This is a genomic window from Candidatus Dadabacteria bacterium (assembly GCA_009837205.1).
GTDB lineage: Bacteria > Desulfobacterota_D > UBA1144 > Nemesobacterales > Nemesobacteraceae > Nemesobacter.
On the sequence record VXTZ01000017.1, the window covers coordinates 43,260 to 67,141 of the forward strand.

The 23,882-nt window shown below is 51.4% G+C and carries 22 protein-coding genes; 16 read left to right on the forward strand and 6 right to left on the reverse strand.

Annotated elements, in window-relative coordinates; all coding sequences use genetic code 11:
* Positions 1-144 precede the first annotated feature (144 nt).
* From F4Z13_03565 to F4Z13_03585, 5 genes are all read left to right on the forward strand, one after another.
* On the forward strand, positions 145-1,491 hold the full coding sequence (locus F4Z13_03565) for a DUF4041 domain-containing protein (protein ID MXZ48322.1): 1,347 nt from the start codon (positions 145-147) through the stop codon (positions 1,489-1,491).
* Between the two features lie 142 nt (positions 1,492-1,633).
* Positions 1,634-1,963: a hypothetical protein gene (locus F4Z13_03570; GenBank protein ID MXZ48323.1), complete on the forward strand. Its 330-nt coding sequence runs from the start codon at positions 1,634-1,636 to the stop codon at positions 1,961-1,963.
* Between the two features lie 61 nt (positions 1,964-2,024).
* Entirely contained in the window at positions 2,025-2,573 is a 549-nt protein-coding gene (locus F4Z13_03575) for a sigma-70 family RNA polymerase sigma factor (protein ID MXZ48324.1), read from the forward strand.
* Positions 2,574-2,581: 8 nt separating this feature from the next.
* Positions 2,582-2,872, forward strand: coding sequence for a hypothetical protein (locus F4Z13_03580; protein ID MXZ48325.1), 291 nt, complete (start codon positions 2,582-2,584; stop codon positions 2,870-2,872).
* Positions 2,869-3,315, forward strand: coding sequence for a periplasmic heavy metal sensor (locus tag F4Z13_03585; GenBank protein ID MXZ48326.1), 447 nt, complete (start codon positions 2,869-2,871; stop codon positions 3,313-3,315). The genes F4Z13_03580 and F4Z13_03585 overlap by 4 nt, the downstream gene beginning before the upstream one ends.
* A gap of 147 nt (positions 3,316-3,462) precedes the next feature.
* Here F4Z13_03585 and F4Z13_03590 read toward each other — a convergent pair whose 3' ends face one another.
* From F4Z13_03590 to F4Z13_03600, 3 genes are all read right to left on the reverse strand, one after another.
* Entirely contained in the window at positions 3,463-4,122 is a 660-nt protein-coding gene (locus F4Z13_03590; protein ID MXZ48327.1) for a diphthine--ammonia ligase, read from the reverse strand.
* Between the two features lie 51 nt (positions 4,123-4,173).
* Positions 4,174-4,905 carry a DnaJ domain-containing protein gene (locus tag F4Z13_03595; protein ID MXZ48328.1) on the reverse strand — a complete coding sequence of 244 codons (732 nt, stop codon included), beginning with the start codon at positions 4,903-4,905 and terminating at the stop codon, positions 4,174-4,176.
* Positions 4,906-4,986: 81 nt separating this feature from the next.
* Complete coding sequence (locus tag F4Z13_03600) at positions 4,987-6,483, reverse strand: DUF4403 family protein (protein ID MXZ48329.1); 1,497 nt, start codon at positions 6,481-6,483, stop codon at positions 4,987-4,989.
* 107 nt (positions 6,484-6,590) lie between these two features.
* Here F4Z13_03600 and F4Z13_03605 point away from each other — a divergent pair, with 107 nt between their 5' ends.
* The 8 genes from F4Z13_03605 (at position 6,591) to phoU (ending at position 16,105) form a co-directional block, all read left to right on the forward strand.
* Positions 6,591-7,220 (forward strand): TetR/AcrR family transcriptional regulator, encoded by a 630-nt coding sequence (locus tag F4Z13_03605; protein ID MXZ48330.1) that lies wholly within the window; start codon positions 6,591-6,593, stop codon positions 7,218-7,220.
* A 33-nt stretch (positions 7,221-7,253) separates the two neighbouring features.
* On the forward strand, positions 7,254-8,426 hold the full coding sequence (locus F4Z13_03610) for an aminotransferase class I/II-fold pyridoxal phosphate-dependent enzyme (protein ID MXZ48331.1): 1,173 nt from the start codon (positions 7,254-7,256) through the stop codon (positions 8,424-8,426).
* A 209-nt stretch (positions 8,427-8,635) separates the two neighbouring features.
* Entirely contained in the window at positions 8,636-9,340 is a 705-nt protein-coding gene (locus tag F4Z13_03615; protein MXZ48332.1) for a M48 family metallopeptidase, read from the forward strand.
* Positions 9,341-9,502: 162 nt separating this feature from the next.
* Positions 9,503-10,495 carry a phosphate ABC transporter substrate-binding protein gene (locus F4Z13_03620; GenBank protein MXZ48333.1) on the forward strand — a complete coding sequence of 331 codons (993 nt, stop codon included), beginning with the start codon at positions 9,503-9,505 and terminating at the stop codon, positions 10,493-10,495.
* A 120-nt stretch (positions 10,496-10,615) separates the two neighbouring features.
* Positions 10,616-12,913 carry an ABC transporter permease subunit gene (locus F4Z13_03625; protein MXZ48334.1) on the forward strand — a complete coding sequence of 766 codons (2,298 nt, stop codon included), beginning with the start codon at positions 10,616-10,618 and terminating at the stop codon, positions 12,911-12,913.
* Positions 12,906-14,522, forward strand: a complete 1,617-nt coding sequence (pstA, locus tag F4Z13_03630; protein MXZ48335.1) for a phosphate ABC transporter permease PstA — start codon at positions 12,906-12,908, stop codon at positions 14,520-14,522. The genes F4Z13_03625 and pstA overlap by 8 nt, the downstream gene beginning before the upstream one ends.
* 32 nt (positions 14,523-14,554) lie before the next feature.
* A complete protein-coding gene (gene pstB / locus F4Z13_03635) occupies positions 14,555-15,415 on the forward strand; it encodes a phosphate ABC transporter ATP-binding protein (protein ID MXZ48336.1) in 861 nt (286 codons plus the stop codon).
* Between the two features lie 24 nt (positions 15,416-15,439).
* Positions 15,440-16,105 carry a phosphate signaling complex protein PhoU gene (phoU, locus tag F4Z13_03640; GenBank protein ID MXZ48337.1) on the forward strand — a complete coding sequence of 222 codons (666 nt, stop codon included), beginning with the start codon at positions 15,440-15,442 and terminating at the stop codon, positions 16,103-16,105.
* Positions 16,106-16,114: 9 nt separating this feature from the next.
* Here phoU and F4Z13_03645 read toward each other — a convergent pair whose 3' ends face one another.
* Positions 16,115-17,482, reverse strand: coding sequence for a PAS domain-containing protein (locus F4Z13_03645; GenBank protein MXZ48338.1), 1,368 nt, complete (start codon positions 17,480-17,482; stop codon positions 16,115-16,117).
* Positions 17,479-18,177, reverse strand: a complete 699-nt coding sequence (locus tag F4Z13_03650; GenBank protein ID MXZ48339.1) for a response regulator transcription factor — start codon at positions 18,175-18,177, stop codon at positions 17,479-17,481. The genes F4Z13_03645 and F4Z13_03650 overlap by 4 nt, the downstream gene beginning before the upstream one ends.
* A gap of 166 nt (positions 18,178-18,343) precedes the next feature.
* Here F4Z13_03650 and F4Z13_03655 point away from each other — a divergent pair, with 166 nt between their 5' ends.
* The 3 genes from F4Z13_03655 to trpB all read left to right on the forward strand — a co-directional run bounded on the left by F4Z13_03655 (position 18,344) and on the right by trpB (position 21,572).
* Positions 18,344-19,618 (forward strand): hypothetical protein, encoded by a 1,275-nt coding sequence (locus F4Z13_03655; GenBank protein MXZ48340.1) that lies wholly within the window; start codon positions 18,344-18,346, stop codon positions 19,616-19,618.
* Positions 19,619-19,765: 147 nt separating this feature from the next.
* The gene (locus tag F4Z13_03660; protein MXZ48341.1) at positions 19,766-20,386 is read left to right on the forward strand and encodes a phosphoribosylanthranilate isomerase; all 621 of its coding nucleotides are present in this window, start codon (positions 19,766-19,768) and stop codon (positions 20,384-20,386) included.
* Positions 20,373-21,572, forward strand: a complete 1,200-nt coding sequence (gene trpB, locus F4Z13_03665) for a tryptophan synthase subunit beta (protein ID MXZ48342.1) — start codon at positions 20,373-20,375, stop codon at positions 21,570-21,572. Before F4Z13_03660 ends, trpB begins: the two co-directional genes overlap by 14 nt.
* A 71-nt stretch (positions 21,573-21,643) precedes the next feature.
* Here trpB and F4Z13_03670 read toward each other — a convergent pair whose 3' ends face one another.
* Positions 21,644-23,638 carry an AAA family ATPase gene (locus tag F4Z13_03670; GenBank protein MXZ48343.1) on the reverse strand — a complete coding sequence of 665 codons (1,995 nt, stop codon included), beginning with the start codon at positions 23,636-23,638 and terminating at the stop codon, positions 21,644-21,646.
* Positions 23,639-23,882: the final 244 nt, after the last annotated feature.

Genomic DNA, 23,882 nt, shown 5'->3' on the forward strand with positions numbered 1-23,882 from the left:
CCACCTAAAAATCTCCTTGCAGAAAAAAGGGGGTTCAGGTTATAGTTACAGCCTATCTTAAGACTGACTAGTCCAATTCAAGGTAATATTTCCAGAGTGCTTATCTAGGTATAAGAACTCTGGTTCTTCAAGGAAGATTTTTTCATGAGTCTTATCATCGCATTTTTAATTCTTGGGGTGCCCATTCTCCTTCTTGTGCTTCTCATCAAGGCAAGAGGTCGCGCGGCCCGAGCCGAGGATGAGAGCAAAAAACTTCGGGTCAGATTTGCCTCAGTTCTCAGCATTGAAGATGAAGCTAACAAGGCATCCCTTGAACGTAACTCTATACTCCAGGACTTGGAGAATCTGCGGAAAGACTATGCCGAGAAGCGCAACGTCTATGACCGCCTCAGGAGTGAAGTTGCCATATTCGACGAAAAGCTTGCCTTTGCTGAGATGGGAGTCTATGAACCCCATTTTGATTTTGGGGACAGCGAATCGTTCAAAGAAGCAATCAGCGAGATTCGCACAAAACAGAAGGAAATGGTAAAGGCCAAGACTGCTGTGACTTGTGAAGCTGAATGGGTTTTGGAGGGAAGCAAGTCCAAGGGCCGAACCATGACCAATCGCCAAATCCGTCTGACTCTGAGGGCTTTTAACAATGAGTGTGATGCCGCAATCGCAAACACACGATGGAATAATGTAAATGCAATGGAAAAGCGGATATTAAATGCTGCCACCCAGATCGACAAACTCAATGTTTCAAGCAAAGTGATTATTGAAGAAGACTATCTGTCTCTAAAACTTGATGAGCTTTTCCTAAACCACGAGTACCGCGAAACACTGAAGCGTGAGCGGGATGAGCGAGCCGAGGCCGCACGTCTTGCACGCGATGAAAAAAGGCTGATCCAAGAAGCCGAGGCCGCGGAAAAGGAAGAAGTAAAGTATCGCCAGATGCTTGCTCAAGCCCAAAACGAGGTTGCGGGGAAAACAGGGCAAGATGTTGAGCAGTTGCAGGAACGCATCGCAGAACTTGAAAGAAAGCTCGAAGAGGTACACGCACTTGGTGAGCGAGCACGCTCAATGGCGCAGAGAACACGTTCGGGCTATGTTTACATCGTCTCAAATATCGGTTCTTTTGGAGAAGATATCGTGAAGATTGGACTGACCCGTAGGCTAGACCCGGATGACCGAGTGCGCGAACTAGGCGACGCAAGCGTGCCGTTCATTTTTGACACCCACGCCATGATTTATAGCGAAGATGCACCCGCTTTGGAGAGTGCTTTGCACGCTGAGTTTCACAACAGGAGAGTGAATGCAGCAAATCTGCGGAAGGAGTTCTTCAGAGTTGGGTTAGATGAGGTTGAGAGTGCGGTTAAACGCTTGGCACCCAAAGCATCATTTTTCAAAGATCGCGAGGCGCAGGACTACCATGAGACAATCGCACGCCGCCGGGTGGAAGCCGAGAAAGTCTCAACTGAATTGGATAGTGGACTGCCTTTATCTATCTAATGTTCGTGGTTTCAAGCAACACGATAAAAGAAAGAATTTGTTAAAAAACAGACCCACCTTTGTTCCCCCGAACACTTTTTCTCTCTCATTCGTATAAACTTATAAACTAATTCTAAATTCATAAACCATATGGAGGTGCGTAATGAGAAAAGTATTGATGTTTTCCGTATTGGCGGTTCTGTTCTTCGGTGGAGCGACATTTGCCTCGGCCCATTGCGGAGATTGTGGTAAGAAAGCGGATTGCCCCAGAAAGTCCGCTAAAATGGACAAAATGTTCGAGAAAAAAGACACAAACTCTGACGGCGTTATTTCAAAGGCCGAGTTTATGGCCCACGTGGAGAAAAAATTCGCCAAGATGGACGCTGACGGCAACGGCAATCTTACGAAGGAAGAAGTAAAGAACTACTGGGCCGCCAAGAAAGCAAAGCACAGAGAGAAGAAAAAAGATTCCGGGCAGTGCGCCGGCAAATAGCACGGAAACAGCAATAAGATCGGTGGCGCTTTGCGGCCACGGTTAAACGGAAACAGACCGCATGGCAAAAGAGTCACCGAACGATGAAAGCTTGCTTGAACTCGTAGGGGAAGGCGACCGTGCGGCGTTAGCCGTGCTTGTAAGGAGGCATAGCGACAGGTATTACCGGCTTGCCTATCGCTACACTGCCAGGCGCGAAGAAGCAGAAGACATAGTGCAGGCGGCATTTATAAAGCTTTGGGAGACCCCGGATATATGGGATCCTCGAAGAGGAGCAAGGTTCACCACCTGGTTTTACCGGGTGGTGGTAAACCTCTGTCTTGACAGCAGGAAAAAACGCGGCGAGGCAGCGGTTCCCGAATCGTTTGAAGTGAGGGACGAGGGTACTGACTCAGAAAGCAAGGTTGCCGAGAATGAGGCGAGAGCCCTGCTTGCAAGGGAGATCAAGAGGTTGCCTCCGAGGCAGAAAACCGCTTTGATTCTCTGCTTCTATGAGGAACTGAGACATGAGGACGCCGCCGGGATAATGAAGGTAAGCGTTTCGGCGCTTCGCTCTTTGCTAATGAGGGCCAAGGCGACACTCAGACGGGAGATGGACCGCTATCTTTGAGAAGGGATATGGATAAGGACAGGAGACTTGAGGAGTTGTTGCGATCGTATGATGTTCCCCCGCCCCCCGGCGACCTGGCCGGGAGAATCATAAGCGCGGCGTCGCTTGTTCCGCAGAGACAAGCCGTCTTGAGGTGGGTTTTCAAGGTGTTCTGGTCACCCGCTCCCGCTTTCTGCCTTGTCTTGTTTCTTGCGGTCGGGTTTCTTGCGGGCGTGATGAACTACGGTGGAGCGGATTCCCATGTGGCCCCCGAGAGCGTTATCGAGCAGCTGCTTGGCGAAGAGGAAGGATTGATATGAGAGACCCGGTCAGATTATTGATACTTTTGCTGGTTGTCCTCGGGGTTATTCTCATCGGTTTTGTAGCGGGGAGAGGGTGTGACCGTCATCAAGCGAAGCGGGGAGAGCGTATAATCACCCTGCTTGACGAATGTTCCATTCCGGAATCAAGGCGCACCAAGCTTAAGGAAAAACTGCGCGCTGCGCTTCCCGATGCGGAGGGGAAAAAAGTAAGACGGCGGCTGAACGGGGAGGTAATCGCCATTCTCGAGGCGGAGCAGTTCGATGCGGAAGCTTACCGAGAGAGCCTGGATAAGATGTTCCTGGAGCGCCAGAGGCAAAAGCAGCGGGTTCTCGAAGTCATGGTCGAGATAGCATCCGAGCTTAACTGGGAGGAACGAAAAGCCCTTGCGGAGATATTTCGCCGGTCACCCAGGTTCAAATATCTCCCGCGGACAAACTGAGTCAGGCACAAAAGACCTTCCCGTCTATCGGTATTATGTGGGCGATTTTAAAAGACATCCCCAAGTCAAAAGATAGATTTCGCGTAAAGAAGCGATCGTTTGACGTGAGAGCAGCGGTGAAGTGAATGAACTTGCGGGGAGTTATCTTTACAAGAGGTCGTAAAAGAAGAAACCGTCTCTTTCCACTACCGTACCGCCCGCAAACTCAATCGGCTGGGAGAATATCGGCCCGTCGAAAACAAACGTGTGGAATTCCCCGTTCTCTCCGCAGGGGTCGACCCCGCTTGGAAGGTCATCAAGAAACGTCGTGTCGAAGCGGCGTCCGGCGAAAGACTCATCAAGCATTTTGGAGTAAATGCATACAGTTACCGCACGAAACCCCTCGTCTATAAAGGTCCGGGCTAAAGACCGAGTCGGCTTCTTCCATAGGGGGAAGAGGCAGGTTAATCCCGAGGCCGCGAGCTGCCGTTCTCTGTAATCCCTAAGGTCTTCTAGGAATATATCGCCGAAGGCAATCCGGCGAATGCCCTTGTTGCGGATATTGGAGAACGCCTTTCCCATTTCCCGTTCGTAGACAGCATTTGACGATCCCGGCGGCACCACGACTTCCACAAGCGGCAGACCCAAGGACTCCGCCTGTCTGCGAAGCAGCGTACGACGCACTCCGTGCATGCTCACCCGATCATAGACATCAGTCACCGTTGTCACAAGTTCCGCCACGTGGTATTCCCCGCGCCTTCGGATTTCCTGAAGCGCCATGGCACTGTCCTTGCCGCCGCTGAAGCAAAGGGCAATCGGTTCGCTCAATGGAATAATACTCCTTTCAGGGTGTCATAGGGGAGCGTCTGCGTAGAGGAATCAGACCGCCTTTCGCTCCTTCTCGATCCGGTCGTAGGCATCGTTAATGACTGCGAGCTTCTCGTTTGCCGCATCAACAAATTCCTGGGGAACGCCTTGGGCTATCAGACTGTCGGGATGGTGCGCGCGGACAAGTTCGCGGTACTTGCTTTTAAGTTTGTCGTCCGAGATGTCCCTTGTAACTCCCAGGACTTCGTACGGATCCGGCTTGTCAACGCCATGTGCGGCGCGGATTCGCCTGAATGCCGCTTCGCTCAGTCCGAATATCTCGGCCACGCTTTTGAGATACTCGTTTTCCTTGGGGTGGTAGACGTTATCTGCCTTGGCGATGAAAAACAGGCAGTTTAAAAGCTCCTCAAGAACTGCGGGGTTACCCCTGAACATCTCGGCAAGCTGCTGTGCGTAGGGTTCAAAGCCTTCCGAGTCTTTCTTAGCGATATTGAAAACCCGGGCAACCTCAGCTTCTTTTACCTCGTTTCTCAGGATCGGATGAAACACCTTTTGGAAAGCCTGGATCTCCTCTTCTCTCACTACCCCGTCAGCTTTAGCCATCTTGGCCGCCAGCACTATAACTCCGGCCGTGAAGGCAACCTGTTTTCTCGAGCGCGTGTCGGTTGGCCGCTCCCCGGTATCCACGAACGCGTGACCTGCCATGGCGCCGAGCAACGCACCGATAGGGCCGCCGAGAGCAAAACCCGCGGCACCGCCGATTATTTTTCCCCATACGCTCATATGATTTCCTCCTCTAAAAAATGTACCAGAAAAACTCCACTTCGAAATTTCCTCCAGAACTCTTGGACGCGAAAAAATACACTAGGGAATTGCCTGCACTCTTGCCCTAACCCTGCCTTCTGACGTGAGGACTAAACGCAGGTGTTCGGGCCCTACGTCAAGGCGGGTCAGGCGCACCCGGTTCACTTTTCCTGTAACCGAAATGTTCTCCGATGAAAGTGCCAAAATCGCGTCCTCCGCGCCATCTCGCAGTTCCTCAAGCTTAGGCTCGAGGTCAAATGGAAGACGCTTTGAGACGGCTTCGAGAAGCAGGGGCTCCGCTGCCTTTCCAGCCATTAAGAGAAGCATGTTTTGCGAATCGATATCGAGTGCTACGTTTTCCAGCGTTATGGTCTGCGTCTCGGCGTCTAGTTCCGGTTCGGCAACCACGTACAGGGTTCCCTTCGCTTCCGTGCCTGAGAGGATTTTGGCTTCCACAGCCACCTCGGTTTCAAGCAGAAGCTTTTCTCCATACGGGTGGACCCTTATTGCCTTTATGGCTATGGAGATGTTCTTGCCCAGAGACTTGCCGACTACCTCTTCGGCGAGTTTTCGCTCAAGCGTTTCGTAGTCGATTATGGTGGGCATAATGATTTCGAAGCTTCCCGGCTTTGGCTCTTCTAGGAGCAAGGTTCTCGGGAAGGGGCATTCTGGCTGCGTCTGCTCTGTCAGGATGCGCGTTTCTACTTCAATTCCAATCGTGGCACGGATGTCTTTGCGGGCGATGCGGACCTGTGCCGCGCGCGCAACTACGGGCCTTGTTTCAAGCCAGAGATCCGAGTCTTCTCCAAGCGGTGTTGAACCGCAAAGCCTCTTCCAGCCTTTTCTTGCCGCCTGCTCAAAAAAATCGCTTCTGGCCACGCTTTGATTAAATTGCGTGCGAAGCGCATCGGCTGTGATTCGAACTCCGGGAAGTATATCTCCTCTCACGTCAAGGTTTCCAATGCGTTTTATCGGTATGTCGGCCCTTTGTATATCTATTTTTACCTCGGAGAGGTTCGGGGATACGCGCCAGTTGGTTTCGAGGGTCGGACTCGCGGTGAGGGAGACGCTTGCAAGTACGTTGCCGCTTTTGCTGAAGTCGACTTTTCTTGCCAGCTGAATGGCCCCCGTCGCGCGGGTCTCTCCGCTAAGCTCGGTCGCTATGTCTAGGGCTCCGCTTCGGCCCGATACCTGAAGACGGGAACGGCTTAGATTCCAGCTGAGTTCGCTTCGGGCGAAGGGTCTTCCGAGACTGTTTTTCCTTGAACCCGATTCCTGCTTCGGCGTCTTGCGCTCAAGTGCTTCCCCTATGGCAGCTATGGGAACGGAGACCGGGATAGTTGCTCTTGAAAGATGCTTCGCAAGCGGCTCAAGCGCCGGGGTCTTGTGAGTGGGCCTTTCGGCGTCATGCCTCGACACGTTCTCCGAGAGGAAAACCCCCGCTGCGAGAATCACCCCGAGCACGAAAATGACCAGTATTATCCTTCCCATATTGAGGATATATGGTAAGGGAATTTTCGCGAATTTAAAGATTTTGGTCTCCTTGGGAGATTTCATCTGCTGTGGGACGGTCGGACCCTGATTTCAACAAGCTCAAATTTCTCCTTGACAATTTTTTAAGGACTTGTTAATCTGACTGACGAGTCAGTCAGTGGGTGAGGAGTATGGTTCAGACTAACAGCGTTCCCGAGAGAAGTACGCAGAGCACACAGACGTCCCGCAAGTTCAGGCGTCGCGATGAGATATTGAGAGCTGCGACCGACCTTTTCTCCGAGAAGGGCTACCACGAAGTCACCATGGAAGAGATAGCCGAGGAGATGGGCGTATCGAAAGGAACCCTCTACAACTACTTCTCTTCCAAGGAGAATCTCTACCTCGAAATCCTTAAGGAAAGCTTCGATGCCATAGAAGCACTCCTGCATGAAGAAGTAGAGAATTCGGACCCAGCCCCCCTGAAGCTCCGCAAGCTGCTTACGACCATATTCACTTTCTACAGACAGAACTTGAAGGTTCTTCGCATACTGAGCCGCGACGAGACGCATCTTCTTAAGGAACACTTTGAGCTTACCGAGAAGTGGAGAACGCGGCGGGTGAGGCTCTACGAAAAAATAATAGAAAAAGGCATAGACGAAGGAAGCTTCGTGAGGCAGAATCCGAGGCTTCGCGCCCTCATGCTCTACGGGGCCGTGGGTGCGGTAATGGTTCACCACGATTTCTCGATGGATGCGGGAGAGGTGGCCGACGCGGTTTTCTCGCAGCTGGCTTCCGGACTGCTGATAAACAAGGACTCTTAGCTTTTTGAAAAAAACTTAAGGAGGAGAGGAGTTATGTCATCATATGGATACAGTTCGCGCACCTCGCACTTTGTTCCGCCCAAGCAGTGGGCGAGCATGAGGGTTGCGAGGGAACTTGAGAGGAAAACGGGGAAAAAGATTATTCACTTCGAAAAGGGTGATTATCAGGGACCCGATTTCGATACGCCGGAGCATGTTCTTGACGCTACGGAGCAGGCGCTTAGAGACGGTTACGTAAGGTACGACCCAGGGCCGGGACTTCCCGAGCTTCGGGAGGCCATAGCGGAGAAGATGGGTGAGCGGGGAAGACCCACGGAACCCGACGAGGTCATAGTGACGGCGGGAGCGAAGCACTCCCTTACGATGAACCTTCTTACCTTTCTTGAGGACGGGGACGAGGTGATATTCCCGAACCCGGGATATCCTCCCGATGAGGTATGGGCCAAGTACGCAAACGCGGTGATAAAGCACACCCCGCTTACAAAGCCCGACTGGCAGTTCGACGTTGAGAAGCTGGAAGAACTCATCACCCCGAAAACCAAGCTCGTGATCATAAACACTCCCCAGAGGCCGAACGGCCACCTGGTGGAGAACCCCCAGGAGATAGCCGATATGCTTGAGCGCCATCCCCAGGTGATGATCATATCTGACGAGATATTCTCTCAGGTAACCTTCGGGAAGCCGCATCTCTCGATCTCATCGATAGAGAGCATACGCGACAGGGTGATCTGCATAGACACGTTTTCAAAGACATGGGCCATGACAGGGTGGAGAATAGGATGGACAGTGGCTCCTAGGCCCGTTATCGAGAAGCTCTCGATATTCCTTCAGGACTCGATCACAAACGTGGCTGCGTTTATACAGAAAGCTGCGCACGCGGCTCTAACCGGACCGCAGGACTGGGTGGAGAACAAGCTGGTTCTGCTCGAGCAGAAAAGGGACCGCATGGTCGCCGGGCTAAACAGCGTCGACGGCATAACATGCGATACTCCCGACGGTGCGTTCTACGCCTTTGCCGACATTTCGGGAACGGGACTTACCTCCCAGGAGTTCACCGACAGGCTGGTTGAGCGCGCGGCGGTCGCCGTAGTGGCCGGCACAGCTTTCGGTAGCCAGGGGGAAGGTTACGTGAGGGTCACCTACGCGTGTTCTGACGATGATATAGACGAGGGAATGAAAAGGATGAGGGAAGCTGATCTTTCCTGATTCCATTAGCATAGAAAGTTAGGCTTTTTACTTGACTCAGGGCCCGCAGGCTTGCGTGCCCTGAGAATTAACGGAAATTGAGGTCGATATTTAAAAGGAAAAGTCTTTTTCCGGCCGGAGTTCTGCTTTTTCTGCTCCTCCTCGTTGCGTGCGCCAAGGCCCCGATTACCAACAGAACGCAGTTTATACTACTTCCCCAAGCCTTCGAAATGCAGCTTGGCGCAAGTGCGTACGTGAACCTGCTTGAGACCGAGAAGATCTCGCGTGATGCGCATTACAACGGGGTCGTGAGGAGGGTCGGACAACGTATAGCCGCGGTTTCCCACACTCCCAACCTCAGGTGGCGGTACACCGTTTTCGATAACGACAAGTTAGTGAACGCCTTTGCGCTTCCCGGGGGGAAAATCGGGGTTTACACCGGGATGATGCCCGTTGCCAAAACCGAGGCGGGGCTCGCTACCGTGATGGCCCACGAGGTTGCCCACGCAACGGCGCGCCACGGAGGGGAGAGGCTTACTCTCGGAATTCTGCTCCAGATGGGCTCTGCGGCGCTCGCATCGGCGATGAAGAAAAAGGATAAAAAAACCACAGCCAGGGTTCTTGCCGCCTACGGGGTGGGGACAACGCTCGCGGTCGCCCTGCCGTTTTCAAGAAAGCAGGAATCAGAGGCCGACAGGATAGGCCTCATATATATGGCAAAGGCGGGCTATGATCCCCGCGAGGCCATCCCCTTCTGGGAGAGGATGGGGGCTGCGGGACGAGGTGCTCCGCCCGAGTTTCTTTCCACCCACCCTGGTTACAGGACCAGGATAAAAAACATCCGCAAGTGGATGCCCGAGGCGCTCGAATACTACGAGGCAAGCCAGAAGGCTCCCAACAGGCGCATCGTAATCGCCGAGGGGACCGGACGCTAGCACAGGAGAGCGGCTTTTTCTCCGAAGTTTTACCAGCTTTTTCCATATTCTTTTTTGTTTATCTTTTTTTAATTGCTTCTTAACACCAGCTTAACTTTTCCGGGTTTTAATTAATCCAACTTGCTTGGTTTGTTTTCCACCTTCTTAAGGAGGATTCTCGTAATGAGGAATTTGAGTGTTACATCGTGTTTTACGCTTTTTGCGATCGTTTGCGTACTTGCCTTCGGCACTGTCGCAGGGGCCCAGACGGTCAAAGTCGACCCGGCCATACCTTCCTATACGAAGGCGACAGGTGTTTCGGGAAACATAGACAGCGTGGGTTCCGACACAATGAACAATCTTATGACGTTCTGGTGCGAGGGATTTGCGAAGTTCTATCCCAACGTTAGATGCCAGATAGAGGGCAAGGGTTCAAGTACTGCCCCTCCGGCTCTCATAGCGAGGACTTCCCAGTTCGGACCTATGTCGAGAACGATGAAATCAAAAGAGATCGACGCTTTTGAAAAGGAAACCGGCTACAAACCGACTGCGGTTCCGACGTCAATCGACGCTCTCGTGGTTTACGTCAACAAGGATAACCCGATCGGGTGTCTTTCGATAAAACAGGTAGACGCCATTTTCTCAAAGAACAGAAAGTGCGGCGGCGGTTCCGATATCTCCATCTGGGGGGCGGCAGGGCTCGGAGGGGATTGGGCCGGCAAGCCGATAAGCGTCTATGGGCGAAATTCGGCTTCGGGGACCTACGGTTACTTTAAAAAGAAGGCACTTTGCAAGGGCGACTACAAGGACACTGTCAAGGAGCAGCCGGGATCCTCCGCTGTCGTGCAGGGAATTACCGAGGATCTTCAGGGAATCGGCTACACCGGCATCGGATACAAAACTTCCGGAGTGAAGGCAATCGAGCTTGCCAAGACCCCCGAGAAAGGCTGTTTCGGACCCAGCTTCGAGAATGTCGTCGGCAAGAAGTATCCGCTCGGAAGGTATCTTTATCTTTACGTGAATAAAAAGCCGAACGAAGCGCTTGATCCACTCCGCCTTGAGTTCTTGAAATACATTCTTAGCCAGGAGGGACAGGAAATAGTAATAAAAGACGGCTATCTTCCCTTGACCGCCGGGAAAGTCTCCGAGTTAAGAGACCTTATAAGTGTGAACTAGGTATGCTATTTACGGCTTCTTACGCGGATGGATCCGCCTGCGTTTTGCCGTTTACCCCGGGGAGGTCGGACTTTAAGCCGTCTTTTTCGCACCTGATGTCCCGGGTGCAAGGTAATTTCATTGTCAAGCGATAGAACTGACGAGCTTGGAATCGAAGAAGGTTCCAAGCAAAAGCAGATACGGAGAAGAAAACTCTACGACAGGCTGGCAAGGCACGTGGTGTTTGTCGGCGGCGCGGGAATCATTTTCTGTATCATAGCGATACTTTTTTTCATAGGGATCGAGACCGTACCTCTGTGGAAAAGTCCCGGGAAAAAGCTTGAGAGCGTCTCGGAGATGAAAGATCGTTTTCTTTCCGGGACGGCTGCTGGGCAAGTGCGTATTTTCGACATAGGGGTGGATGAGTATAGGGAGCAGTTTTTCACGGTGGACTCCCTGGGGTCGGTACGCTTCTTCACTCTGGAAGAAGAACCCAAGCCTCTTAAGACCCACACCATTTCTCACAAGACAGCCGGCTATACCTCTTTTTATAATGCCATAAGCAATACTTCCTACGCGCTTGCTGACCGGGAAGGTTACGTAAAGCCTTTCGATGTGAGCTTCAGGGTCGAGTTCCGTGAAGGGACAGAAAGAACCGTAGTATCAAAAGTGACGGAGGGAGAAGCCCTTCGCGTAACGCAAGAACCGATAGAAATCTTCGCCTATCAGAGCTCGCCTGAGACGGGATCCTCAGTGGTCGCGGCCTACACGGCTTCTGGGCGCCTCATAAGCTATGTCGAGACCGAAAGTGAAGGGGGTTTTTTGGACGAAAGCGAAACCGAGGTTTTCACAACCGATCTTACCGGGCAGCTTGAAGGAGCCAGGGTTACCGGGGTGAAGGTCGATTACTCAACGGAGAACCTCTATGTCTCCACGGCAAACGGAAAGCTTTATCACTGGTCCCTTTATTCTCCATCTTCTCCTGAGTTAAAGTCGGTGCAGGATGCCACCGGGGACCCCGGTGTGGCAGTTACCGAGATAGGGTTCCTTCTCGGACAGCGCTCGCTTATAGTCGGTGATGCCGCGGGGAACGTAAGCGTGTGGTTTGAGACCACAGGCGGCGGAGAAGAAAGCAAGCTCACTAAAGTGCACGTCTTTCCCCCGCTTCCAGAGCCGGTTGATAAGTTCTTCGCATCCCAAAGAGGAAGGGGATTTCTTGCTTCCGACACCTCGGGGAACATATTCCTTTACCAAGCCACTTCCGCCACAAAGCAGCTCGATTTTCCGGGCCGGGGAAAGCCTTACGCGGGGCTTAGCTTTTCTCCCAAGGCGGACGGGGTGGTGGCCGTGGATTCCGACATGGTGCTTTCAAGCTACTATCTTGATAATCCACACCCCGAGACGAATTTCCGCTCCCTTTTCGGAAAAATATGGTACGAGGGTTACGACAGGCCCCGGTATGTGTGGCAGTCAACGGGAGGGACGGACGAGTTCGAACCCAAGTTCAGCCTGACGCCGCTTGCCTACGGAACCCTGAAGGGCGCCATATACACGATGCTACTTTCGATCCCGCTTGCGGTTCTGGCGGCAATATGCGTTTCGCAGTTTCTCCATCCCTCCATAAGGAACGTGGTAAAGCCCGTGATAGAGGTAATGGCGGCGCTTCCAAGCGTTGTGCTCGGATTTCTGGCGGGCCTCTGGCTTGCGCCGCTGCTTGAGAAGGTCTTTGTCGCGATTCTGGTGATGCCGTTTATTGTGATCGCGCTTACCCTCCTTGTGCTTTTCCTGTGGCACCGTTTTCCGTTCTCGCTTTCGGGGAGATTCCGGGTGGGAGCCGAGCTTTTCACGCTCGTGGGAGTGATAGGGATTGCCGCTGCGCTTTCCCTGTGGCTTAACAGTCCGCTTGAGAGCTTCGTTTTCGCCGGGGACTTTAGGGACTGGTTTTTCAGAATGTTCGATCTTCGCTACGATCAGAGAAACATGCTGGTCGTGGGATTCGCGATGGGCTTTACAGTGATTCCCATCATATTCACAATCTCTGAAGATGCGCTCTCGAGTGTTCCAAGGACTCTTTCTGCGGGATCTCTGGCCCTCGGGGCCAACAGGTGGCAGACGGCTACAAGAATAGTTCTGCCCTCGGCGAGCGCCGGCATATTCTCGGCCATCATGATAGGTTTCGGAAGGGCCGTGGGAGAGACGATGATCGTGCTCATGGCCACGGGCAACACCCCGGTCATGGACTGGAGCTTCTTTAACGGCTTCCGGGCTCTTTCGGCCAACATCGCGGTCGAGCTTCCCGAAGCCCCGCACGGGGGAACCCTCTACAGGGTCCTTTTCCTGACGGCGATCCTGCTGTTTGCGGTCACCTTTCTGCTTAACACTCTGGCGGAGATTCTAAGCCAGAGACTGAGGAGGAAATACGCTCAATCCGATGCCTAAACTCTGGAAAGCAGGCGACGCCTACATTTGGATATCGGGCCTTGCCCTCATGATCACGCTCGTGATGATAGGAGGACTTCTGTTTCTCATAGCCGCAAAGGGCCTGGGCTCTATGTGGCCGGCGGACATCGGGCGCTACACGCTTAGAGACGGCTCTGTCTACCTAGGGCAGTTTCAAGCCAAGGAGTCCGTGCGGGATAGCGACGGAGTAAGAAGTTCTGAGTCCCGGATTAAGCTCAAGATAGGAAACAGGGACCTCTACGGTCTTGACTTCAAATGGATAAACGAGGCGGACATAGCGTCGCGCGACTATCCTCGCGGCGCCGTGATTTTGGAACGGCACGAGTGGGGTAATTACCACGGCTACCTAAAGGAGATAAGGAAGAACGGGGTGGTGATCCCGGGCGGGGACCCTGAGGCTTTCTCCGTGCTTCGGGATCTCATACGCGACTCAAACGAGATACACGCCAAGATACTTAAGATAGAAAAGGGTGAGATAGGAGACATAAACTACGGGATTGAAAAACGGCGTCTTAAGCTCCGTGGCCTTGCGATGCGCGGCGAAGGCGATCCTGTTAAGGAGGCCGAGCATCGCCTGAAAATAAAAGAATATGAAGAGCGCTACAAGGAAAGCGAGGCGAAACTCGAAGCGCTCTACTCGGAGCTTAACAGAAACGAGGCGGTGATGATCTCCGCCGGGGGAGACGAGAAGGTGATCCCGCTTGGGAAGATCGTGCTTGCCTTTCGTCCAAACGACATGGGATTTGCGGAAAAAGCCGGTTTTTACGTCAAGAGATTCTGGGGATTTGTCTCCGATGATCCGAGAGAGGCGAACACCGAGGGCGGAATCTTTCCCGCGATATTCGGTACGGTGCTCATGGTGTTTATCATGAGCATAGTGGTCATGCCTTTCGGAGTCATAGCGGCGCTTTATCTCCGGGAGTATGCCAGACAGGGAGTGATGGTGAGAATTGTTCGGATATGCGTTAACAACCTGGCCGGGGTCCCCTCGATAGTGTTCGGAGTTTTCGGAGTGGGATTCTTTCTCTACGGCGTAGGGGGCATAATTGACTCCGTGTTTTTCAAGGAGGCCCTCCCAAGCCCGACTTTCGGCACGGGAGGAATACTGTGGGCATCGCTTACCCTCGCTCTTCTCACTGTTCCGGTGGTAATAGTCGCGACCGAAGAGGGACTCGCTGCAGTTCCGAGAAACATAAGGGAGGGATCGCTTGCGCTCGGGGCAACGAAGTTCGAGACCACCTGGAAGGTGGTTATCCCGAGCGCGCTTCCGGCCATACTTACGGGCCTTATCCTCGCGGTTGCCCGGGCCACCGGAGAGGTGGCGCCGCTCATGATAACGGGGGTTGTGAAGCTTGCGCCTGATCTTCCCATAGACGGGAACTTCCCCTTCCTTCACCTCGAGAGAAAGTTCATGCATCTTGGGTTCCACATATACGATCTCGGCTTTCAGTCTCCAAACGCCGAGGCGGCAAAACCCATGGTGTTCATGACCGCGTTTTTGCTCATATTGATAGTTGTTGTGCTTAACATAACGGCGATAATAATAAGAAACAGGCTAAGGAAGAAATACGCGACTTCCGCGGTGTAGTTTAATAGGGTATAAGTAGTGGAGGAAGATTAATGCTGTCTGGAAAACCGATGGAAAAACAGGAGTTCAGAACCCCGGATACAAACGGCGTTTCCCCGGCTCCCAAGGCCAAGAAACCGAAGAAGGCAAAGCCCGTTCCCGATCCCTTGGTCGAAGTCGAAAGTTTGAGCCTTTTTTACGGCGCGAAGCAGGCTCTTCGGGACATCAACATGAATATCCCGAGAAAACAGGTCACGGCGTTTATAGGTCCTTCGGGCTGCGGTAAATCCACCTTGCTTCGCTGTTTTAACCGCTTAAACGATCTCATTGATGACTGCAGGACCGAAGGGGACATATCGATTAGCGGCAAAAGCATATTCGATTCCGATGTCGACATTACCGATCTTAGAAAAAGAGTCGGTATGGTATTTCAGAAATCAAACCCGTTTCCCAAATCGATCTACGAGAACGTCGCCTACGGGGCCAGGATAGCGGGGATCAAGAAGAAATCTGTTCTTGACGATATCGTGGAGAAGAACCTCAAGCGCGCCGCCCTCTGGGAAGAGGTAAACGACAGGCTTAATGACAGCGCCGTGAGTCTTTCGGGAGGTCAGCAGCAAAGACTCTGCATCGCGAGGGCAATAGCGGTTGAACCGGATGTGCTTTTGATGGATGAGCCCTGCTCCGCGCTTGATCCTATAGCTACGGCCAAGATAGAGGATCTTGTCACGGAACTTAAAAGCAAGTTCACCATAGTGATCGTGACCCACAATATGCAGCAGGCCGCCCGGGTCTCGGATTACACGGCCTTTATGTACATAGGAGACATAGTGGAGTTTGACACCACGGAGAAGATATTCCTTAACCCTGCTAAAAAACATACTGAAGACTACGTCTCGGGCAAGTTTGGCTAGGCATCTCCGAAGGAGCAATTACAGATGATAAAGTACCAAGGGGAACTCGTGCTTCTTAACAAGAAACTGCTTGAAATGGCATCCCTTGTCGAAACCATGATTGCCAAGAGCATAAAGGCCCTTCGCGAAGGCAACATGATTCTTGCTCAGGAGGTTATCAGCACGGACGACCAAGTAAACTCGATGGAGATCGAGATAGACAACCTCTGCATCAAGATACTGGCTCTTTACCAGCCGGAGGCTACGGATCTGCGGACTGTTACCATGATAATGAAGGTCAACAACGATCTTGAGAGGATAGGGGACCATGCCTCGAGTATCTCAAGACTGGCTCTTTTCATGGCCGACTACCCGCCTATAAAGCCGCTTATTGACATTCCCAAGATGGCCGACAAGGCGATGGAGATGCTCCGCGAGGCTTTGGACGCGTTTATAAGAAGTGATGAACGACTCGCTGTTGAGGTCTGTCGCAAAGACGACGAAGTCGATAACTACGAACCCCAGATAGTAAGGGAGCTTATAACCTTTGTGATATCGGACCCCTCAACGCTTAACCGGGCGCTTCGCTACATTTACGTTGCGAGGCATCTCGAAAGGGTGGCGGATCTTGCGACCAACATAGCCGAGAACGCCTACTACATAGCCACCGGAGAGATGCTTAAGCATCAGCACACTTCGGAGATGAACTGACCGTCACGCTTACTTCCCAGGTCGCGGGAGCTCGATTGTGAACGTGCTTCCCTCACCTTCCGTGCTTCTCACATCTATGGTCCCCCCGTGCTGTATGACTATGTGCTTCACTATGCTGAGTCCGAGTCCCGTTCCGCCTATGTCCCTCGAGCGGTTCTTATCCACTCTGTAGAACCTCTCGAATATTCTTTCTTGATGCTCCGGAGGGATTCCGATCCCGTTATCTTCAATCTCTATGCGCAAGGTGCCGTTTAGGGCCGAGGCGCGGACCGCAACAGAGCCGTTCTCCGGGGTGTACTTGGCCGAGTTCTCAACGAGATTAATGAGCATGCGTTCCACGAGGAACCTGTTTGCCCTGTAGGGAGGCATGCCGTCCTCAATTTCAAGGGAGAGATTGACTCCTTTTTTCGAAAAAAGCGAGTCAAGAGAACCCACGGAGCGGAGGATCGTTTCCCTGATGTCTATCTCTTCGTCTCCTTTCCTTGAATCTTGAGAGTCGGCTTCCCCGCTTTCAAGTTCCGAGAGCACCAGAAGATCGGAAGCTATTGCTATAAGCCTGTCGGTGTTTTCCTCCATTATCTCGAGAAAATGCTTTTTCTCCTCATCCGTGTCATAGCTTCTGTCAAGAAGGGTTTCGATGTATCCCTTTATGGATGTAAGCGGGGTTCTGAGTTCATGGGAAACGTTCGCTACAAAATCGGCCTTTATCCTTTCAAGCTTCTTAAATTCCGTTATGTCAAAAATGACAACCACGATTTCCCTGTAGCGTGGACTTACGCGGACGCTTACGAGACACGATCTTTCCTGGGGGTAAAGTACGGAGATTTCTTGGGTGGCCGATTTTTTCTTCTGCTTCATGCGGGAGATAAGCCTCTGGAGATCGGGGTTTCGTATGGTTTCCATGTAAGGGTGGCCAATTGCCGCGTCGTCTATTGCGAACATTTCCTTCGCAGCGTCGTTTACGAGCAACAGGTCCTCCTCTCTGGATATCACTATGACTCCTTCCTTCATAGACTCGATTATACTTTTAAGCTGGTTCCCCTCCCTCTCGGTTGACTGCATCTGAAGGGAGATTCTCTCCGAGAGTTCGCTTATGGAGATCGATACCCCCGTGTCGAAATCGCTTACCTTGCGGCCTGTTTTGCGGGCTTTCTTCTGCTTCTCCGGCAGAAGCTCAAGTGCCTTCGATATTCTTGAGAAGTCCTTCAGGATGTCTCTTTCGACTATCCACAACAGCACGAATCCGAATGCCGTAAACGCGGCTACGCACACTATGTAACCCAAAGCTCCGCGCCCGGGGGGAAGCAGCATGGCAAGCAGAGCCGCCGCGGCGGCCAGGCAGAGCAGGTAAAGGAAATGTTTTCTGAATATCTTCAAACCGTTTGGATCTCTTCTAGCTTGTAACCGATTCCTCTCACGGTCTTTATCATCTTGCCGGCGGAACCAAGTTTTTCTCTCAGGTTTTTTATGTGAACGTCTATCGTTCTGTCAAAAACCACCCGTTCGTCTCCCCAGAGGGTTTTTCTTTTAAGCAATTGATCGCGGGTGAACACCTTTCCTTCCGCTTCTGCGAGGGCCTCAAGTATTTTGAACTCCGTGGTGGTTAGGTCGATTTTCTGTGAATCGACCGAGACCTCGTAGCTTGGGGGGTTTATGCTGAGGGGGCCGATCCGAAGTGTTTCGTCTCCGGGGTTTTTCATCGCGTATCTTCTCAAGATGCTTTTCACTCTGGCGACAAGTTCACGAACCCGGAAAGGCTTGACTATATAGTCATCAGCGCCGAGTTCGAGGCCCACGACGATATCGGCCTCGGTGGATTTCGCGGTGATCATGATTATGGGTATTGAGTGCGTTTGAGGCTTGCTTTTTAGGATCCTGCAGAGCTCAAGGCCGTCCATGCCGGGCAGCATGATGTCAAGCAGCACTAGATCCGGCGGAACGGAATTTATGTAGAGCAGAAAGTCCTTTCCGCTCTGAAAAGGCTTTACCTGGTACCCCTCGCGCTTAAGGTGGTGGGTTATCAGGTTGAGTATGTCTTTTTCGTCATCTACTACCGCTATGAGCTTTTCCATATGCTTTCCCTGATAATTTACAGAATACGAAAGTGTACATCAATTGCGTGGTGCGGACTCTTAACCTAGAATTAACAGCTTATTTATTCTGAATTAACCATTCAAACATATCATTAGGCCAGAACTGTTCAGAGCAGAGCAATAACCACACCAAGGAGGATATGAGATGAGGGCTTTAGCAGTTTTAGCCATGTCTTTTATGACGCTGCTTCCCTTTATGTCACTTCCCGCCCAGGCCGGCGGCGACCAGAGCATCAGGGAACAGATCGAGGAATTGAAGAAGCAGATAGAGAGGCTCGAGGAACAGAGCCAGCAGATAAACATGAAGATGTACGAGGCCAAAGACACCGAGGCTTGGTACAACAAAATAAAGGTCAAAACCAAAAAAGGCACTGGTCTTACTTTCCAAACCGCGGACAAGAGTTACGAGCTCAGGATGAGGCTTCGCAGCCAGTTCCTGGCTAACTACGTAAATCCTGACGGGAAAGATGACGAAGGTTTCGGTTTCAGGGTAAGAAGGCTCAGGGTAATTTGGGACGGTAATGCTTTCGCTCCCTGGATGAAATATAAGGTTGAGTACGATTTCGGAAGAACTGGTGAACTTAAGGACATGAAGCTTTCGTTTGCAAAGAACAAGGCTTTTGTTCCCACGGTTGGTCAGTACAAGGTTCCGTTCAACAGGGAGGTGCTTAATTCCTCATCCGTCCTTCAGGTTGTAGGCCGTTCGATAATAACCGACTACTTTGAGTACGACAGGGATATCGGTGGTGGTGTTTACGGTTTCCTCGGCGACGGTATGATCCGCTATGAAGCGGGTGTTTTCCAAGGCGAAGGTGCGAACCAGAAGAACGACAAGGGTGACACTGGTGTGCTCTGGGCAGGAAGGGTTCAGGCGGCCATTATCGGCGGAAAAGCCAAGAGTGTAAAAGAGAATTTCGCCAGGAGGCCAACGCTCACGGTTGCAGCCGCTGTTGCGGGGATAGATGTTGAGGACGGCAATGATGGCAATATAGGAATTCCATCTGGAGAGAGAGCGCTTGAGAGCGGAACAGTCACTTCCTTTACGGCGGACATAAACTACAGGGATACAAGGTTCAACCTTACCGGTGAGTATGTAGGAAGGTGGGCCAATCCCGATGAGGGCGGAGTAGACACTGCCTATGATCAGGGTTTCAGGGTTCAGGGCGGTTTCTTCCTTCTTCCGAAAAGGGTTGAGCTTGCATCGAGGTACGCGATGGTCATCTTTGACGATGGGGCCAACGTTCTCGGGGGCAATGACCTTGACAACGTATGGACGTTCACGCAGGGGTTTAGCTACTACCTGAGCGGCAATCACAAGTGGAAAGTGCAGCTTGACTACACGTTCCAGAGGGAAGAGGATCTCGCTGGCGCAGAGTCTGATGAGTCGATGGTGAGAGCGCAGGTTCAGACCTACTTCTAGGACCCGCGCGAAGGAACAAGTTTTTTCTCCTTTCTTTTAATCTGTTAGGCCAAGACTCCTTGCTTCGGAGACGGCGCGAGGGGCTTTTTTTATTCGCGCTCGGATACGGTTAATTAATTCTGTCTCATCGGTTAGGATTAACCGCAAATGACAAGGGTAAAGGTGTGCGGAATAACCAACTCGGAGGACGCGCTCTGCGCGGTGCGACTCGGAGCCTCGGCCCTCGGTTTTGTTTTCTACGAAAAAAGTCCGAGGTTTATTAGTCCCGAAGAGGCGGGAGAAATAATAAGCCGGATCCCCCCGTTTGTAGCCAAGGTGGGAGTTTTTGTAAACGCCGAGGCGGATTACCTGAAGGAAGCAAAAGACATCGCGGGTTTTGATGTCTACCAGTTGCACGGGGATGAGACCCCAGAGTTTTGCGCCGCGTTCGCAGAGAACTACATAAAGGCCATAAGGGTTAAAAATGCGGGAAGTCTTGATGCAGTGGAACTCTACGATACGGACGCATTTCTTTTCGATGCCTACTCGCCGGATGCCTACGGAGGCACGGGAGAGAATTTTTCGTGGGACGTTCTTTCCCGCCGGAAACTTGAGGATAAATTCGTTATACTTTCCGGAGGACTTAACTCGGGCAACGTGCGCGAGGCCATACAGGCGGTGAATCCCCACGCCGTCGACGTGAGTTCCGGGGTTGAAAGCTCCCCGGGCATAAAAGATCATCTTAAGCTTAAGCTGTTTATGGAGGCCGCGGGTTATGGGCAAGACTAACCGGAAATACAGCTATCCTGACACGGAAGGTCATTTCGGAGACTTCGGAGGTCGTTACGTCTCAGAAACCCTTATGCCCGCTCTGATCGAGCTTCAGAGGGCCTACGAGGAGGCCGCGGCCGACGAGACTTTTCACGAGGAGATCGATTACTACCTCAAGCAGTACGCAGGGAGGCCCACACCGCTTTATTACGCCCGCGCGATGACGGAGAGTCTCGGCGGCGCCAAGATTTATCTTAAAAGAGAGGATCTTGCCCACACCGGAGCGCACAAGATAAACAACACGATAGGCCAGGGGGTTCTCTGCGGGAGGATGGGCAAGGACAGAATAATAGCCGAAACCGGGGCGGGGCAGCACGGGGTCGCCACGGCCACGGTTGCTGCGCTTTTGAACAAAGAGTGCGTGATATATATGGGGGAGGAGGACACGAAACGCCAAGAGCTTAATGTCTTCCGCATGAAGCTTCTGGGAGCTGAGGTAAGGCCAGTGGTCTCGGGCACGAAGACACTCAAAGACGCCATGAACGAAGCCATGAGAGACTGGGTTACGAACGTGAGAAACACCTTCTACATAATAGGAAGCGTCGCCGGTCCCCATCCTTACCCGATGATGGTAAGGGATTTTCAGTCCGTGATCGGGCATGAGGCAATGGAGCAGATACTCGCCGCCGAGGGAAAGCTTCCCGACACCTTGGTTGCCTGCGTCGGTGGAGGCTCAAACGCCATGGGCCTTTTCTTCCCTTTCATAGAGGAATCCGGGGTAAGGAAAATCGGCGTGGAGGCGGCGGGCCATGGTCTTGAGAGCGGCCTTCACTCCGCGACCATAACCGCGGGCTCAGTAGGGGTCCTTCACGGAAGCAAAACCTACCTGCTCCAGGATGAAGACGGCCAGGTACAGGGCGCCCATTCCGTCGCCGCTGGTCTTGACTACCCGGGCGTGGGTCCCGAGCATTCGTATTTCCAGGACGCGGGCGAGGTCGATTACGTTTCCGTAACGGACGAAGAAGCGCTCTCGGCGTTTTCCTATCTCTCGGAAGAAGAGGGAATAATACCCGCGCTTGAAACCGCACACGCAATAGCCCATGTGCGCAAAATCGCTCCGTCCATGTCCCCCGAGCAGATTATAGTTATCTGTCTCTCCGGCCGGGGGGATAAAGACATACATACCGCTTCCTCTCTTATATGAAGCGGCGCGGACCGGTTTTTCTTACCTTACTACTTACACGTTTCAAGGCATTGCAGAAATTGCGAACAAGTTTATAACTCTGACAAGATATTCCAATTTTCTTCGTCAAAGCCTTCGAGAAAAGGAGATGGTTGGGATTGGTTGCCAACAACCAGCAAGCGCCGCATGGCCCGGCTACATGCTACGAAGAAGGTTCTGCGCAACTTTTGATCACTTTCCGATTGATCTTCATCGCTACCACTTCTTACTTTCCAAGGCATCTCGTTTCTTTTAAGTCCTACTACGGCGACAACAGGGAACTGGAGTCCTTTCGCAGCATGCATAGTCATCACCTTTATTCCCCTATGGGTAAGATCTACCTCAGCGGGTTTCATAGCTACTGCGTTGAATTTGCTAGGAAGTGCGTCAGCTATTTTCTCACAGTATGCGTTTGTTGGGCACAGAACCGCTGCACATCCGAGGCCGACTCGTTCTTCAAGAAGAGAACGAGGGATCCATTCTTTGAGTATTTTAGATTCTTGTTCTTCGGAGGTATAGGAAAGATCGGGCATTTCTCCTTGGAGAACATGTTGTTCGTTCAGTGTTTCATCATCTATTTGTTTATCAGTATCAAGGATATGGCGTATAGCATCCATAATTTCACGTGTCGTGCGATAATTGCGTTGAAAGATCGTCGAGCGTCCCCGGAAGTCAAGATCTTCCTGAACGCGCTTCCAGGAAAATCCCGAGTTATATATAGACTGGTTGCGATCAGCAGTTACGAAAACATTTTTCGAGTTGCTAACTAGTTTAAGACACATCCGCAATGCAATGGGAAGAATGTCTTGAGCTTCGTCTATGAAAACATAGTCGTAAATCGGTTTTGAATTCTTTAACGCTGCAGCAAAGCGTTGAGACCGAGTGCAGAGATTTTTACTCGTCAATTCTTTTTGAAAAACTTCCCAGAAACTCCATACATGTTTGCGTTGATTCCTTCCAAGTCTTCGGCCCATTCCGATTCGCTCAAATGAAGCATATTGCTCAGCATCAAGGATTTCATTGCCGCCTATCAAATTATCTACTTCTTCAAACAGAAACTCTTTATCGTTTTCATCAAAGGGAAATGATTTGTCCTTGGTTTGACAGATTCTGATTGCATTACTCAGAAGATTATTGATCTCGGGATTTCTTGAGGAATAAAAAATCGGTCTTAAGGTCCAAGTTGACGGCAGATGTTTTTTTACGAGTTCGTCTACGTGTACAATCTCTACCTGCTTTCTAAATTTTTCTCCGCCCATGAAGCCAATTAACTGTTGTGACGCTCTGACAAGAGACTTAGTATAGGTAGTCAGCAGAATGCGAAGGGGTCTCCGTTCAAAGTCAAACTGGCTTCGATAATTCCATAGCAGGTTCATGATACAGTGGAGCACCACTGTTGATTTCCCAGACCCGGGTCCGCCCTTAACTATCCATGGTCCTTTGACGTCGTCAGTTTTGAATCTGTTTGCAAGCGGTTTTTGGGTTTCATCAAGAACTAGCAGAAAAGATTCAAGAGGACGGGAGCCTCCAGCTAGTTCCTCAAGCGCTTCGATCGAGCCTAGTTCTCTCTTGGGAGCATTTGCTACCTCTTCTATACGTGGTGGCCAGAGCGAATCAATGATTTTTTCGAGAAGCTTGTCTGGAATACCACAGAAAAGTAGCTCTTCTCTAGTCTTGCAATTTAATAAAGGCTGTCGATAGTTCAAAGGAATATTAAGCGAGTCAAGTAATTCATCGTTGAACTCACTTGGAAGTGGAGCCGAATCAGCATCTTCAGAGTTTACAGACGGTTGTTCATTTAGTGTTTGCTCGTAGGCTTTTGCGAACTCCTCTTGGCTGGGTATGCGTTCAAGGAGCTTCTGAGCTTGCTCATCAGCGATTATCCGGCTGGTTGGCTGATTTTTGGCTGGGTCGTGTCCCAGCAGGTCGTACACCTTACTACGATGTTCAATAAGTAGAAGCGTGACCGTTTTAGATTTCTCATCAACGTGATAGACAGCTCTATACTCATTCAGGCGCAATCGGTAAAGATTTTTCCATCCGTTCAATTTTTTTTATTGGGGAAACTGAGGTTCCAGGATTTGACCGAAGTCTGTTGCTTTCTCTAGAAAGTTTTTTTCGTATTTTCTCTGGAATTGATGAAATATGTCGTAATAAGCTATCAGTTATTTGTATGTCGTAATTCATTGAAACCTCACTCAGAACAATTTCAGATAAAACTGACTTATCAGCTCTCGGAGAATATGTATCGGAGTTCCAACCAGCTTTTTCAATTAACCCAAACTAATATTC

Bases quoted from the DNA above. Each gene is read 5' to 3' on its own strand.
- F4Z13_03565 (MXZ48322.1), top strand. From the start codon at position 145: ATGAGTCTTATCATCGCATTTTTAATTCTTGGGGTGCCCATTCTCCTT.
- F4Z13_03570 (MXZ48323.1), top strand. From the start codon at position 1,634: ATGAGAAAAGTATTGATGTTTTCCGTATTGGCGGTTCTGTTCTTCGGT.
- F4Z13_03575 (MXZ48324.1), top strand. From the start codon at position 2,025: ATGGCAAAAGAGTCACCGAACGATGAAAGCTTGCTTGAACTCGTAGGG.
- F4Z13_03580 (MXZ48325.1), top strand. From the start codon at position 2,582: ATGGATAAGGACAGGAGACTTGAGGAGTTGTTGCGATCGTATGATGTT.
- F4Z13_03585 (MXZ48326.1), top strand. From the start codon at position 2,869: ATGAGAGACCCGGTCAGATTATTGATACTTTTGCTGGTTGTCCTCGGG.
- F4Z13_03595 (MXZ48328.1), bottom strand. From the start codon at position 4,905: ATGAGCGTATGGGGAAAAATAATCGGCGGTGCCGCGGGTTTTGCTCTC.
- F4Z13_03600 (MXZ48329.1), bottom strand. From the start codon at position 6,483: ATGAAATCTCCCAAGGAGACCAAAATCTTTAAATTCGCGAAAATTCCC.
- F4Z13_03605 (MXZ48330.1), top strand. From the start codon at position 6,591: ATGGTTCAGACTAACAGCGTTCCCGAGAGAAGTACGCAGAGCACACAG.
- F4Z13_03610 (MXZ48331.1), top strand. From the start codon at position 7,254: ATGTCATCATATGGATACAGTTCGCGCACCTCGCACTTTGTTCCGCCC.
- F4Z13_03615 (MXZ48332.1), top strand. From the start codon at position 8,636: ATGCAGCTTGGCGCAAGTGCGTACGTGAACCTGCTTGAGACCGAGAAG.
- F4Z13_03620 (MXZ48333.1), top strand. From the start codon at position 9,503: ATGAGGAATTTGAGTGTTACATCGTGTTTTACGCTTTTTGCGATCGTT.
- pstA (MXZ48335.1), top strand. From the start codon at position 12,906: ATGCCTAAACTCTGGAAAGCAGGCGACGCCTACATTTGGATATCGGGC.
- pstB (MXZ48336.1), top strand. From the start codon at position 14,555: ATGCTGTCTGGAAAACCGATGGAAAAACAGGAGTTCAGAACCCCGGAT.
- phoU (MXZ48337.1), top strand. From the start codon at position 15,440: ATGATAAAGTACCAAGGGGAACTCGTGCTTCTTAACAAGAAACTGCTT.
- F4Z13_03650 (MXZ48339.1), bottom strand. From the start codon at position 18,177: ATGGAAAAGCTCATAGCGGTAGTAGATGACGAAAAAGACATACTCAAC.
- F4Z13_03655 (MXZ48340.1), top strand. From the start codon at position 18,344: ATGAGGGCTTTAGCAGTTTTAGCCATGTCTTTTATGACGCTGCTTCCC.
- F4Z13_03660 (MXZ48341.1), top strand. From the start codon at position 19,766: ATGACAAGGGTAAAGGTGTGCGGAATAACCAACTCGGAGGACGCGCTC.
- trpB (MXZ48342.1), top strand. From the start codon at position 20,373: ATGGGCAAGACTAACCGGAAATACAGCTATCCTGACACGGAAGGTCAT.